Origin of the sequence: Flagellimonas sp. (assembly GCF_965215805.1) — a bacterium.
Classification (GTDB): Bacteria; Bacteroidota; Bacteroidia; order Flavobacteriales; family Flavobacteriaceae; genus Flagellimonas.
On sequence record NZ_OZ244124.1, the window covers coordinates 2,476,172 to 2,489,539 of the forward strand.

General features: G+C 41.3%; 13 protein-coding genes. 2 read left to right on the forward strand and 11 right to left on the reverse strand.

What is annotated here, in order from left to right; translation table 11 throughout:
- Positions 1-68: 68 nt before the first annotated feature.
- Both ACOOE0_RS10930 and ACOOE0_RS10935 read left to right on the forward strand, forming a co-directional pair.
- Positions 69-794: a PLDc N-terminal domain-containing protein gene (locus ACOOE0_RS10930; RefSeq protein WP_420398961.1), complete on the forward strand. Its 726-nt coding sequence runs from the start codon at positions 69-71 to the stop codon at positions 792-794.
- Positions 794-1,477 (forward strand): uracil-DNA glycosylase family protein, encoded by a 684-nt coding sequence (locus ACOOE0_RS10935; protein WP_420398962.1) that lies wholly within the window; start codon positions 794-796, stop codon positions 1,475-1,477. The genes ACOOE0_RS10930 and ACOOE0_RS10935 overlap by 1 nt, the downstream gene beginning before the upstream one ends.
- A gap of 19 nt (positions 1,478-1,496) precedes the next feature.
- On the opposite strand, the gene ACOOE0_RS10940 is transcribed toward ACOOE0_RS10935, so the two are convergent.
- The 11 genes from ACOOE0_RS10940 to ACOOE0_RS10990 form a co-directional block, all read right to left on the reverse strand.
- A complete protein-coding gene (locus ACOOE0_RS10940; RefSeq protein WP_420398963.1) occupies positions 1,497-1,916 on the reverse strand; it encodes a LytR/AlgR family response regulator transcription factor in 420 nt (139 codons plus the stop codon).
- Between the two features lie 209 nt (positions 1,917-2,125).
- Positions 2,126-4,195 (reverse strand): lipocalin family protein, encoded by a 2,070-nt coding sequence (locus ACOOE0_RS10945; protein ID WP_420398964.1) that lies wholly within the window; start codon positions 4,193-4,195, stop codon positions 2,126-2,128.
- A gap of 108 nt (positions 4,196-4,303) precedes the next feature.
- Positions 4,304-5,803 carry a M20/M25/M40 family metallo-hydrolase gene (locus ACOOE0_RS10950; RefSeq protein WP_420398965.1) on the reverse strand — a complete coding sequence of 500 codons (1,500 nt, stop codon included), beginning with the start codon at positions 5,801-5,803 and terminating at the stop codon, positions 4,304-4,306.
- 30 nt (positions 5,804-5,833) lie between these two features.
- On the reverse strand, positions 5,834-6,601 hold the full coding sequence (trpA, locus tag ACOOE0_RS10955; protein WP_420398966.1) for a tryptophan synthase subunit alpha: 768 nt from the start codon (positions 6,599-6,601) through the stop codon (positions 5,834-5,836).
- Between the two features lie 111 nt (positions 6,602-6,712).
- Positions 6,713-7,894: a tryptophan synthase subunit beta gene (gene trpB, locus ACOOE0_RS10960; RefSeq protein ID WP_420398967.1), complete on the reverse strand. Its 1,182-nt coding sequence runs from the start codon at positions 7,892-7,894 to the stop codon at positions 6,713-6,715.
- A 69-nt stretch (positions 7,895-7,963) separates the two neighbouring features.
- Positions 7,964-8,659: a phosphoribosylanthranilate isomerase gene (locus tag ACOOE0_RS10965; RefSeq protein ID WP_420398968.1), complete on the reverse strand. Its 696-nt coding sequence runs from the start codon at positions 8,657-8,659 to the stop codon at positions 7,964-7,966.
- Positions 8,656-9,441, reverse strand: a complete 786-nt coding sequence (trpC, locus tag ACOOE0_RS10970; protein ID WP_420398969.1) for an indole-3-glycerol phosphate synthase TrpC — start codon at positions 9,439-9,441, stop codon at positions 8,656-8,658. Before trpC ends, ACOOE0_RS10965 begins: the two co-directional genes overlap by 4 nt.
- A gap of 65 nt (positions 9,442-9,506) precedes the next feature.
- Positions 9,507-10,502: an anthranilate phosphoribosyltransferase gene (gene trpD, locus ACOOE0_RS10975; protein ID WP_420398970.1), complete on the reverse strand. Its 996-nt coding sequence runs from the start codon at positions 10,500-10,502 to the stop codon at positions 9,507-9,509.
- Positions 10,503-10,588: 86 nt separating this feature from the next.
- Entirely contained in the window at positions 10,589-11,155 is a 567-nt protein-coding gene (locus ACOOE0_RS10980; protein ID WP_420398971.1) for an anthranilate synthase component II, read from the reverse strand.
- Between the two features lie 3 nt (positions 11,156-11,158).
- Complete coding sequence (locus ACOOE0_RS10985) at positions 11,159-12,556, reverse strand: anthranilate synthase component I family protein (protein ID WP_420398972.1); 1,398 nt, start codon at positions 12,554-12,556, stop codon at positions 11,159-11,161.
- Between the two features lie 236 nt (positions 12,557-12,792).
- Complete coding sequence (locus ACOOE0_RS10990; RefSeq protein WP_420398973.1) at positions 12,793-13,365, reverse strand: YceI family protein; 573 nt, start codon at positions 13,363-13,365, stop codon at positions 12,793-12,795.
- Positions 13,366-13,368: the final 3 nt, after the last annotated feature.

Below are 13,368 nucleotides of genomic sequence, written 5' to 3' on the forward strand. Positions count from 1 at the left end.
TGCTTTTGAGCGGATGAAAATGCCTTGGTCAAGCTTGGTATTTGCCTATTACTTTTTATTTTTAGGCAATGTACTACTACGCCATAATTGCTCTCCAGGGATTTTGTGTCTACCACTGTTATACCAATAGAAATAATTACTATTGGATTTTTGCCATCATTTTTCTTCCCGTGATAGGATGTATTCTCTACCTCTTCACCAATGTGTTTCAAAAACGGGATATTGAAAAGGTCCAGGAAAGTTTGGTAACCGCAATTAATCCTTCAAAAAAAATCACGGATTTGGAAAAGAAACTGAAATTTTCCGAAACCTTTGAGAATCGAGTGGCCTTGGCAGATGCCTATTTGGAGGAAGGACTTTACCCTGAAGCAATTTCGCATTACGAATCTTCCTTGAAAGACGTTTTTTCCAAAGATTTTTACGTGATTTCAAAACTGTTGGAAGCACAGTATCACAACTCCAATCAGGAGGAGGTGGTAGTTTGCGCTGAAAAGATTTTGGACAATCCCAAGTTTCGAAAATCCAAGGCATCATTCCTCTATGCCTTAACACTGGAGAAAATGGGAAAAATCCAAGCGGCAGAGGAAGTGTTGCGGACTTTTGATGCGCCCTATTCCAATTTTTCGGAACGACTGGAGCTTGCCCGTTTTTTGCAGCGACAGGGAAAACTGGAAGATGCAAAGGAGCTATATAAAGAAATGGTCTCGGAATTCGAAAATATGTCCAAACCCAACTTTAGACAAAACCGACATCTAATTAAAATAATAAGAGAGGAACTACAGGCACTTCAATAATGTTTTTGCACACCCATCCCTACGAACCCTTTTTGTTTCCAGAAGCCACTAAGGTTATTGTGGGAACGCTTCCACCTCCTCGTTTTACCACAGGAGAACTGAAACCGGATGATGTTGATTTCTGTTATGGGAGTCGCAATGGCATGCTTTGGCCCATTTTGGATCGCATTTTTGGTTTAAATCTTAAGTTTGAAACCACTCCTGAAGCCACAGAACAGCGCAAAAAATTCCTTTTGGAACAGCAAATAGGGGTATGTGATATAGTGGCAAGTGCAGAGCGACAAAAGGTGGATGCTTCGGATTTAGGGATGCAGAATGTACAACTTCGGGATTTGGTAGGCTATCTAAGGGACTATCCGAATCTTAAAACGGTACTTTTTATGGGCGGAAATAGCAAAAACGGGCCAGAGTATTTTTTCAGGAAGCAACTGAGGGAACAGGGGTTGTCACTGCAAGTAGTTTCGGATGAAGTTCCTAGAATACATGAATTGATGCTTCCCGTCCCATCGGGATCAAAGAAGAAGACAAAACTGGTTAGAACCGTTTCCCTAACTGCACCCTCTGGGGCTGCCAATAGGGCAGTGGGGAGCTTGCGAACGTATAAGGACATGAAGTCGCAAAACCCAGATTTCAATACCATGGACTTTAGGGTCATGCAATACCGACCTTTTTTTGAATCTTAAATGGGAAGTGGCGGATTCTTTATTTAAACGTGGACATTACTTCCGAAAGCTTGTAAGTGGGCGGTAATGTTCTTTTGCCCAGTTCAATTTGGGCAATTGCTTTTTGAACGGCTTTTTCAAACCTCTTTTTGGGCATAGGTTTCATTAAAAAATCATCTACGCCGTATTCAAAGGCCTTGACTGCAAAATTGGACCAGGTGGAGTTTAGGATAATGGAAGCGTTGATTTCAATATTGTCCAGAAGTTCAAAAGCTTCCACATGATCCATGAGGACATCGAGGAAAACAATATCTACCTTCTTTTCATATACGGCCCTAATTCCGCAAAAAGGATTTTGGAATGAACCCACCAATTTCAGTTGCGGATGGTTTTTGACCAAAATGGTCGTGGCCAAACGCTGAATGGAAGAATCATCTATGACAAGGGTAGTATATTGCATAAATAGGCCTCTAATAATTCAAAATTAAGGCCCATGTAACTATTCTCGAAATATAGAGGATATACTACAGTTCTAGTGGGATAAAATCATGGTTCTCTGGATTTTAGCACATAATGCTGTATTTGTTTATCGATAAAAGACCACATTTAGTGGATAAAAGTTTTCATGAGGTGGGTTCCATTAAACGTTCATAGAATTGTTTTACCCCCTTAGCGTTCCAACTTTTCGATGAAAAGATTCTTTTTTGGAGAGCTACGGAATAAGGATTCTCTTTTTGTTCCAGCGGAAATACTTAAAATTTCCCCTAAGTGGTTTTCGAAAACAAACAGGGGATAACCTAGAGTTTGTATTTCCGTATTGGAATTGTTTTCCAAATTGTGAATAATAGCTCTTTTTTCATGTGGTGAGTTTTCATCAATTGACCATTCGGGATTGTTGTTTGAACCAAATACTTCCTGTCCATTTGAGCTTAGGTTGTGAGGAAAATAGGGCTCTGAGAACTGGTCTACTATGGATAAAGAATTGGCCGAGTAAACATTTTTGTTTTCAAAGTTGACAATTAGATTGCTACTGGAGTTGAAAACTGTATTATGCTGGTAATCAATTTGCAATGGAAGATTCACCATACTTGAATCTATTATGAAGCCGTTGGAATCTATCTGAAAGGTAATACTGTTATTACTTTCAATATAGCCAGCAATAAACGTATTGTTTCCCGTTGTAAGCAGTTTTATTTCCGCTCCAATAATTGGATCGCTGAAGTGGGGAGCTTGATCTACCAAGGTAAAGGAAGTATTGTTTCTTGAATAGACATAAACATTTTTTGAATCACAGAATGCATAAAATTCAAAATCCAGTTGAGCAAAATCGCTCATGGGAAAAACCTCGGTCAAGGTCTCCGTAAATTTGGACTGTAAAGAATTTCCATCATAAATTTCTATTTCTCTGGAACCTGATTGTGCCGCAATTTCAATTGTGCCATTGTCATTGAAAAGTTTTATTCCCTCTGTAGCCGTGGTGTTTAAACTGGTATTAGCAATGGCAACTATGGAATTGTTATCATAAGCAAATTTGTAGATTTTACGTTCGCTATAATCCCCATCTTTTGCAAGCAGATAAACTGAGGATTCATTGGGATGAGGTATTGACGAATAAACATAATCCAATTCCATAATTTCTGGTCTTTTGAAATCCGCCTCCCTTGAACTAGTGGTAACGTTGTTGAAAACCCTACTTTTATTTCCAAAGATATTCACTGCTCGTATCGTATAGGCAGGGTTTTTAAAGTATGGAGGATTTTCATCCGTCCAACTGGTGGTTGCCATATCCGGTATGGTGGCTACTATTTGTTCTTCAAGCCCGTAACCACTGGATTCAAAATAATTGGAAACCGTTATTTCGTAGTGGCTAAAATAGTGCCCAACATAGGTTTCCCAGCTTAATTCAATCGAGTGGTCAGTTACCGTTATTGGATTTTGGTAAACATTTACCGGCCTTATGAATTCGGTTGTCACCGTCTGCACAAAAGTTTCCTCGATAAGTCCATTAACGCTATAAATCTTTAAAAAATAACATATATCTTCATCGGCTGGAGGATTTTCATCAATAAAAGTAGTTGTCTCACTGTCATCAATAGTATGAATTAAAGCCATATTGGCTTTAGTGCAATCTGTTACACTTCGGTAAATTTCGTACCTGTCAAATTCATATATTCCATTATAAGATCCCCAAGAGAGTTCTATTGGATTCTCCTCAAGAGCATCAACGGCAAAAAAGGAATAGTTGTAAAAATTACTTTCTACAGGGGTATGTCTACGAGCATTGATCACCACTATATCTGGTTCCCCATCTTCGGTGACGTCAATCTTGGCCCGGAAGGATAGTGAGTTGTCTGTGAGTTCTATTATAACCAATTCCTGCGACTGACCCGAAGATGTAGTTTGGGTTAAAATGCCAGCTTCCAAACTCCAAGAAGCTCTAAACTGTTGAACATTGCAATCACTATCTTGTATGATGTAATCAGTAACGGAATTATCATCCTTATAAATTGAAAAATCCCGGCCACAAGATTCGTGGTTTATTGGTATTGGAATGACTGCACCATCAAATTCTGCCTCATGAATTGCCCAAATTCCATATAGTTTGTTTTCATCAGCCTCCTTAAATACATTGTTGTAAAATGGGTCATTTCCAAAAGGGTTGTTTTCGTCTTTTGAGCAGCTTAGCAGTAAGGCACAGGAAATACAGACAAGATTGATAATTTGGAAATTCTTTAGCATAAATAATGATTAAGTTTGAAAGGGATTTATTGTTAATTTTTGCTTGGAGAAAGATAAAGGAAATAAGCGCAAACGGTACTTTTATTTTAAAAGAAACGGGATTCCCTCTTAATTAGTTTGGTGGGAACTCAAAATAGTGTATAAAGCTTTAATTCCATACGCCAATTGCCCAATTTTCAGATTTTCGTTAGGACTGTGCTGATTATTATCTGGATTAACCAAGGGAACTATAAAGGCGGGAATTTTTAGCTCATTGACAAAAGGTGAAATGGGAACAGTACCTCCCATAATTCGGAACCGAACCACCTCTTGGTTAAACGTATTTTTCAAGGTCTCTACCAAAAAAGAACCGTATTTATTGTCCAAATTCGTGCGGAAGGCCGCCGTTACATTACCTTCCTCCACTGTAACGATTTTATCATAACGCATGCGCTCCAATTTTGAGGGAACATGGTCCAAAACATGGTACCCCTGATTGGTGATATAATCCCTGACCAGTTTTTTAAGACGATTGCCATCACTTTCGGGAACCAAACGCAAATCCAGTTCGGCTGTGGCACTTTCCGGGACTATGGTCCTTCTTTTGGGACCCACCCATCCAGAGCCAAGACCCCTGATGTTCAACGAAGGGTATTGCAAAGCTTCCTGATAATATCCACCCACTTTTTCGGAGGTCTTAAACTGTAATTTTTCGGCTATTTCCGCATCACTATCCGGAACACTTTTAAGAACTTCGGTAATGTTGTCGTCCAAAACAATTCCATCATAGTATCCAGGAATGGTTACCCTTCCATCGGTATCTTTCATTCCAGCTAGTAACTGTGCCAGTTGAAATCCTGGATTTGGGGCATAATTGCCATAATGTCCACTATGTTGGGGCTTAATGGGACCGTAGGTCGTTAGGGTCATTGTGGTTATGCCTCGGCAACCATAGACCACCGTGGGTTTCCCCGAAGCATGGATTGGGCCATCCGCAATTACAAGAAAATCAGCCTCCAGTAACTCGCGGTATTGCTTGACCGCCTGGGGTAGGGGTTTGCTGCTCTTTTCTTCTTCCCCATCCAAAATAACCTTTAGGTTAAAAGGAATTTCCTTTCCATCCTTTTTCAAGAGATCAATGGCGTTCAGGAACATTACTATAGGTCCTTTGTCATCCGAAGTGGAACGTCCAAACAAGCGCCAATCGTAATCAATATCATCATTCAAAGCATCAAACGAAACTGTTTCAAAGCCATCAGCTACCGGTTTTTTAAGCACGGTTTGATACGGATTGGGCTGGTTCCATTTGCTGGGCTCAACGGACTGACCATCAAAATGCATATAGATCAGCAAGGTTGGCTTGTTATCTTCCATGGGCATTGCTGCAAAGAAGAGGGGTAGGTTCTCCGTGTCCAGGACCGCAGTATTGAAACCACGCTCACCAAATTTTCTTTTGAGCCAAATAATGTTGTCGTCAATATCATCAGCGTTCAAGGCATCATTGGGAATAGCAATAAAATCCCTTAGCTCCTGAATGGCATGTGCCACTTGCGACTTTACCGCAGCTGCTTCTTGTGAATAAGATGAAATGGACAGCAAAAGGGTAAAAAAACAAGCCAGTTTTCTCATATTTCAGATAGGGTTAAATGAACATCGAAGTTAGCGAATTCCACTAACAAACCCATCTATTTTTTGAGGCCCATTTTTGGCCAAGTGTTTTATAAACGCGGAACCTATAATTGCTCCCTTGGCATGCTGGGTAGCCTGTTTAAATGTTTCTTGGTTGCTTATCCCAAAGCCCACAATTTGGGGATTTTGTAGTTCCATGGATGCGATTCGGTCAAAGTAAGCTTGTTGTTCGTTGCCAAAGCCATCCTTGGTTCCCGTGGTGCTCGCGGAACTTACCATGTAGATAAACCCATCCGAGGCGTCGTCTATTTGGCGGATACGTTCTTCACTGGTCTGGGGAGTGATCAAATACACATTGATCAGTCCATATTTTTTAAAAATGGCCTCGTACTCTTCCTGATAGACATCCAAGGGCAAGTCGGGCAAAATAAGCCCATCTATCCCTATCTCTTGACACCTTTTACAGAATGCCTCCACCCCGTATTGAAAAACCGGATTAAAATACCCCATAATGATCAATGGAATGGAAACGGTTTTGCGAATATCTTGGAGCTGCTCAAAAAGTAAGTCTGTTGTCATTCCATTATTCAGCGCTTGGGTTGAGCTAGCTTGAATTGTAGGGCCATCCGCCAAAGGATCGCTAAAGGGAAGTCCTATTTCAATCATATCCACCCCATTTTCTTCTAAATCTTGGATAATCTGGACCGTATCATTGATATTTGGATATCCAGCCGTAAAATAAATGGAGAGCAGTTTTTTATCTTCCTGAAGCTTGGTTTGTATTCGATTGTCTTTCATATCTTCTTATAGTCATTCCACACTTGATGAGGAATCCATTAATTAGTTGATTTCAGTTTTTAAAAGCTTTATAATATTTTGGACTCCTGCGTTCGCAGGAATGACATTAAATCATAATTTAAAATAATCGATGTAATTCTGAAGGTCTTTGTCCCCACGCCCAGAAAGATTCATGACCACAATATCGTCCGGTTTGAATTTTCGTTGCTCCAAAATGGCCAATCCATGTGAAGATTCAATGGCTGGGATAATGCCTTCCAATTGGCAAAGCGTCAAGCCGGCAGTCATGGCCTCATCATCGGTAATGGAAATGAACTCTCCTCTTCCCGATTTGAACAAATGGGCATGCAAGGGACCAACCCCAGGGTAATCCAAACCGGCGGAAATGGAATAGGGCTCCGTGATTTGTCCATCTGGAGTTTGCATCAATAACGTTTTACTCCCATGGATAATTCCAACCTTGCCCAAGGCCGAAGTTGCGGCGCTTTCTCCAGAATGAATTCCCTTTCCGGCGGCCTCCACAGCAATGATGCCCACTTCAGGTGTATCCAAAAAATGATAGTAGGCACCAGCGGCATTACTGCCTCCGCCAACGCAGGCCACCACATAATCTGGGTTTTCCGTACCCTCTTTTTCCAAGAGTTGGGTTTTGATTTCCTCAGAAATCACGGATTGGAATCGGGCAACCATATCTGGATAGGGATGAGGCCCCACGACCGAGCCAATAATGTAATGGGTATCCACTGGATTATTGATCCAATCCCTAATGGCCTCATTGGTGGCATCCTTCAACGTTCGGCTCCCCGATAAGGCAGGCCTTACCTCTGCTCCAAGCATCTTCATCCGGGCTACATTTGGGGCTTGACGTGCTATGTCCACTTCACCCATATATACCACGCATTCAATTCCCATAAGGGCACAAACTGTTGCAGTGGCTACTCCATGCTGACCTGCTCCTGTTTCGGCAATTATCCTGTTTTTGCCCAATTTTTTGGCCATTAAAATCTGACCAATGGTGTTGTTCACCTTATGGGCTCCGGTATGGTTAAGGTCTTCTCGCTTTAAGTATATCTTGGTGTTGTACTTATGTGATAAGCGCTCGGCCAAATACAGCGGAGTGGGTCTGCCCACATAATCCTTGAGCAATTGGTGAAACTCTTCCTTAAAGGAAGGGTCCGCCATGATTTCGAGATAATTCTGACGCAGTTCTTCGGTATTGGGATAGAGCATTTCCGGGATGTATGCTCCCCCAAATTCCCCATAGTATCCTTTTTCGTTGACGTGGTAACTCATATTTTTTTGTCATTCCTACCCTAGCAGGAATCTTTTTAAGTTTGACTTTGATTTACAATGGATTCCGCATCAAGTACGGAATAACAAATCTTTTTTAAACTCTTCTAGTTGTACAATGTTTTTAAGACCAGGTTCTATTTCAAATTTGCTATTAACATCTATCGCATGGCAATATTTTGAGGCAGGACTTCCCAAAAACCCCTTTAGATTTTCCATGGATTCCAATCCTATTCCTCCACTTAAAAAGTAAGGTTTTGTAGAAGGGTATTCTTTAAGAATGGACCAATCAAAGGCATATCCATTTCCTCCAGGGAGTTTTCCTTTGGTATCAAATAAAAAGAAATCACAGACTTCCTCATAGGGTTTCAAAATGGAAAAATCAAAAGAGTCTTTGATGGAGAAAACTTTGATAATACTCAACGAGTCATTCCGAACTTGTTTGGGAATCCCATTGGATTGAAATCCTGAATCCCCACCAGCCGGACGGGCAGGAAGTTCAGCATGACGAAGTTCCTGACAGTATTTTGGACTCTCATTGCCATGGAGTTGAACGCCATCCAAACAAAACGTTTCAACTTTTTCCAAAACGTCTTCAATTTCAGCATCCACAAACACTCCAATTTTTTTAATGGTTTCTGGTAGCTCGGATATTTCGCCTTGAAAATAGCGGGGAGAGGGTTCCCAAAAGATAAAACCCAGATAATCGGGCTGCAATTGGGCCACTTCCAGTGGATTATGATTCATGCCGCAAACTTTCAATTTCATGATTCAAGGGCTTTTATAAATGCTGTGGCATGTTCTCCAGGATTGTTGGTTTTCATAAAGTTTTCGCCAATCAAGAAGCCTTCATATCCGTATTGTTTCAAATCCTTGATGGCTTCTATAGAACTTATACCACTCTCGGAAACCTTTACAAAATCATTGGGAATGAGTTTGGACAAAGTCTTGCTGGTATCCAAACTCACCTCAAAAGTCTTTAGGTTACGATTGTTAACCCCCAACATATCCAAACTTGGCATGAGTGATTTTTGCAGCTCTTCTTCATTATGGACTTCCAAGAGCACATCCAAGCCTAAACTTTTGGCCGTTTCTGACAGCTGTTTGATTTCATCCCTTGTTAGAATGGCAGCAATGAGCAAAATCACATCTGCACCATGGGCCCTGGCCTCCAGTAACTGATATTCATCAATGATGAACTCTTTTCGCAAAAGAGGCAAAGAGGTCGATGATCGCGCCAATAACAAGTCATCCAAAGAACCGCCAAAGTATTTGCCATCGGTTAAAACGGACATACCACATACTCCAGCTTGTTCATATCCAACGGCTACATCCTGAACGTTTAAACCTTGGTTAATCACTGATTTTGAAGGGGAACGCCTTTTGTGCTCCGCAATAATGCCAGTAGCACTGTTTTTGAGCACATGGGCCAGCGAAATTGTGCTCCGTTCCATGAGAACAGATTGTTCCAACTGCGCGGATGGAATCAAGGATTTTTTCAAATCCACTTCCTTGCGTTTATCGGCTACTATTTTGTCTAGAATATTCATTTAGTAATCAGTAATCAGTAATCAGTAATCAGTAATCAGTAATCAGTTTATGTTGATTTGCTTTCTTAATTCTTGCTTAGTTCTTGTAACTTCTTCAATGCTACTAATCCTTTTCCGCTTAAGAGCGACTCCTTGGCTTTTTCAAACCCCTCTTTTGGAGAAAGCTGTTCTACCGTGGCTATGGCTACCCCAGCATTGGCACAGACCACATTATTTTGGGCTTCGGTTCCTTTTCCATTTAGAACATCCAGAAAAATTTGGGCCGATTCAGCGATATCGTCCCCTCCCGTAATTTGATCCTGGGAAATTTTGTCAACCCCAAAATCGGCAGGAGCCAACATGCCTTCCGAGTCATTGGAAATGGTTTTGGTTGCTCCAGTCAAGGAGATTTCGTCATATCCATCCAGTGCATGCAGCACAGTGAAATTCTTATCGGTGTTCTGATATAGATACCCATACATTCGGGCCAACTCTAGATTAAACACACCTACCATTTGGTTTTTTGGGAAAGCAGGGTTCACCATGGGCCCCAACATGTTGAAAAAGGTTTTTACGGCCAATTCCCTTCGGATGGGCGCCACATTTTTCATAGCTGGGTGAAACAAGGGAGCATGCAGCACGCAAATTCCAGCCTCATCAATAGATTTTCTTAGAAAATCAGCCTCATTACTGAACTTGATACCCAAAAACTCCATTACGTTGCTACTTCCGCACTTGGAAGAAACCCCGTAATTGCCATGCTTGGTTACTTTTACTCCCGCACCTGCTGTTACAAAAGAGGCAAGGGTGGAAATATTGAAAGTGTCTTTTCCGTCACCTCCCGTTCCGCAGAGATCAATGGGATTGTATTCCGCCAAATCCACTGCCAAGCATAATTCCAGGAGTGCATCCCTAAAACCTTCCAACTCCTCTATGGTGATGCTTCGCATCATATAAACGGTTAAAAAGGCCGCAATCTGGGAAGTATTGTAATCCCCTTTGGCAATGTTGACCAAAATCTGCTTGGCGTCTTCCTTCGGAAGGATTTCGTGGTTTATTAATCGATTTAAAGTTGCTTTCATTTTATTTCCTGTTGTCATTCCGCACTTGATGCGGAATCTATTTCATATTTAATTCGGATTCCCGTTTTCACGGGAATGTCATTAAACTAGCCGTTAAGCCAATTTTTTAGCATTTGTTTTCCTTCCGGAGTCAACACAGATTCTGGGTGAAACTGCACTGCCGTTACATCGTATGTTTTATGCCTTAAAGACATGATTTGCCCATTTTCGTCCACGGAGGTGGCTTCCAGGCTTTCGGGTAAATCGGGATGCACCACCCAAGAATGGTAGCGTCCCACTTGGATTTGCTCTGGCATGTTTTGGAACAAAACACCTGGATTGGTCACCGTAATTTGGGTGGCAATTCCATGGTATACCTGATCCAAATTAACCAAAGTGCCCCCAAAGACTTCCCCAATGGCCTGTTGACCCAAACAGACCCCTAAAATCCGTTTCGTTGGAGCATAGGTTTTGATGATATCCTTGAGCAAACCTGCTTCATCCGGGATTCCAGGGCCTGGAGAGAGCACAATTTCATCAAAAGCTTGTACCTCGTCCAAGGTCAATTGATCATTTCGTTTTACGGTCACGTCGCAATCCAAATCCTCCAGATAGTGCACCAGATTATAGGTGAAACTATCGTAGTTGTCTATCATTAAAATCTTTCTGGCCATTTTTTAGATTGTTTCTGCAATTTCCAGCGCTTTGTTTAAAGCACCCAATTTGTTGTATGTTTCCTGAAGCTCGGTCTCTGGATCCGAAGCTGCTACCAAACCAGCGCCAGCTTGATAATGCAATTGATGGTTTTTGCTTAAAAAAGTTCGGATCATAATGGCATGGTTAAAATTGCCTTTAAAATCCATGAAACCAATGGCGCCTCCATAATAGGCCCGGCTGGTTTTTTCATATTTTTCAATCAGTTGCATGGCCATATGCTTGGGAGCACCACTCAATGTTCCTGCGGGAAAGGTGTCCGCGACCACTTTCATGGTCGTGCTCTCTTTTTTCTTGAGCCCCGTTACTTTGGATACCAAATGAATCACATGGGAGAAGTACTGCACCTCCCTATAAGTTTCCACGTTCACCGTATTTCCATTTCTACTGAGGTCATTTCTTGCTAAATCCACCAGCATAACATGTTCGCTGTTTTCCTTTTCATCCTGAGCCAATTTTTTGGCCAATTCCGCATCTTTCTCATCATTTCCCGTTCTTTTATAAGTGCCCGCGATGGGATGGATTTCAGCTTTTCCGTCCTTAACGATCAATTGGGCTTCTGGCGAACTTCCAAAAATTTTGAAATCCCCATAATCAAAATAAAACAAGTAGGGGGAGGGGTTGATTGATCGTAGTGCCCTGTACACATTAAACTCGTCACCCTTAAACCCTTGCGAGAACCTTCGGGACAAAACCAATTGGAATACATCTCCCCGTTGGCAGTGTTTTTTGGCCAAGGCCACATGCTCTATATATTCCTCATCTTTTAGGTTGGATACAGCTGCTCCTTCCTTGGAAAAATTATAAGAGGCAAAGTTCCTTATTTTGAACAACTGCTCCAGTTCGTCCACATTACTATCTGATTCATAACAGTGAGCAAAAAGGTAGGCTTCATTCTTGAAATGATTAATGGCAATGATGTTCTGATAAACGGCATAGTATATATCTGGAATGCGAATGGAATCGGCTTTGGACGTAACTTCAACGTCCTCAAAATAGCGAACCGCATCATAGGCCATATACCCAAAAAGGCCATTGTTAATGAACTTGAAACCGTTGTCCGGGACTGAAAATAGTTGGCCAAAACTGTGTATCACCTGGGTTACATCGGTATCTGGGCCAATATTGATTTCTTCCTTGCTTCCATCTGGAAAACGCTGAGTAATGATCTCATCCTGAACTTTGATGTAAGCTATTGGGTTGCAACAGATATAGGAAAAACTGTTGTCGTTTGCATGATAGTCGCTACTTTCCAATAGGATACTGTTCGGAAATTTATCGCGAATTTTCAAATACACGCTCACCGGGGTAATCGTATCAGCAAGAATCTGCTTAAAATGGGTTTCAAGTTTATAGGTCATTGTACCGTTATAAATTAAAAAAGGCCTGTCGTGATGACAAGCCTCTATATGATTACAATGGGGACTAGCTCACGACGTTTGACGTAAGTTGATCCACCACCAAGTATTTACTATTCTCAAATTCATTGCATCAAAGATAGAAAGGAAATTGTAACTTCCAAATAATGTTTTGTGAAAATAAAAATCCCGTCCAAGACAAACTCGAACGGGATTTCCAAACACTAAACTAGCATTGACTACATCTGCAAATCAACCACTAAATCAAATTCGTCATAGATCAACTTGTCCTTTGCGGTACCAATAATACTTGACCCGTATTTTACGTCGTATTTGGTACGGTCAACTTTCAAACTGGCAGTAGCTTTATTACCATCAATGGATAAATCAAAACGAATGGATTTGGTAATCCCCTTAATGGTAAGGTCTCCGGTTACATCATAAAGTCCACCTTCATTTTGCTCAACTTTGGTAAATACCAAGGATGCTGTTGGATTTGAAGCTGTGGAAAAGAAATCATCAGATTTCAAGTGCCCTTCCAATTTGCCCTTGTATTCGCCGGTCATATCCGTGTTGGTGATCGTAGTCATGTCCACTACAAATTCACCTCCTACCAATTGGTCTCCATCAAATTCCAATGCCCCGGACTTTAAACCAATGGTTCCTTCGTGGCCCCCGCCTACTTTGTAAGCTTTCCAAACGATTTTACTTTCACTTGTCTTTATTTCCTTCTTTTCACCGTCAATAGGGTTGGCAAAGGCCGTTAATCCAAATACAGTGGTCAAGGCTAAACTTAAAATTGTCTTTTTCATGAT

Bases quoted from the DNA above. Each gene is read 5' to 3' on its own strand.
- ACOOE0_RS10930 (WP_420398961.1), top strand. From the start codon at position 69: ATGTACTACTACGCCATAATTGCTCTCCAGGGATTTTGTGTCTACCAC.
- ACOOE0_RS10935 (WP_420398962.1), top strand. From the start codon at position 794: ATGTTTTTGCACACCCATCCCTACGAACCCTTTTTGTTTCCAGAAGCC.
- ACOOE0_RS10940 (WP_420398963.1), bottom strand. From the start codon at position 1,916: ATGCAATATACTACCCTTGTCATAGATGATTCTTCCATTCAGCGTTTG.
- ACOOE0_RS10945 (WP_420398964.1), bottom strand. From the start codon at position 4,195: ATGCTAAAGAATTTCCAAATTATCAATCTTGTCTGTATTTCCTGTGCC.
- ACOOE0_RS10950 (WP_420398965.1), bottom strand. From the start codon at position 5,803: ATGAGAAAACTGGCTTGTTTTTTTACCCTTTTGCTGTCCATTTCATCT.
- trpA (WP_420398966.1), bottom strand. From the start codon at position 6,601: ATGAAAGACAATCGAATACAAACCAAGCTTCAGGAAGATAAAAAACTG.
- trpB (WP_420398967.1), bottom strand. From the start codon at position 7,894: ATGAGTTACCACGTCAACGAAAAAGGATACTATGGGGAATTTGGGGGA.
- ACOOE0_RS10965 (WP_420398968.1), bottom strand. From the start codon at position 8,659: ATGAAATTGAAAGTTTGCGGCATGAATCATAATCCACTGGAAGTGGCC.
- trpC (WP_420398969.1), bottom strand. From the start codon at position 9,441: ATGAATATTCTAGACAAAATAGTAGCCGATAAACGCAAGGAAGTGGAT.
- trpD (WP_420398970.1), bottom strand. From the start codon at position 10,502: ATGAAAGCAACTTTAAATCGATTAATAAACCACGAAATCCTTCCGAAG.
- ACOOE0_RS10980 (WP_420398971.1), bottom strand. From the start codon at position 11,155: ATGGCCAGAAAGATTTTAATGATAGACAACTACGATAGTTTCACCTAT.
- ACOOE0_RS10985 (WP_420398972.1), bottom strand. From the start codon at position 12,556: ATGACCTATAAACTTGAAACCCATTTTAAGCAGATTCTTGCTGATACG.
- ACOOE0_RS10990 (WP_420398973.1), bottom strand. From the start codon at position 13,365: ATGAAAAAGACAATTTTAAGTTTAGCCTTGACCACTGTATTTGGATTA.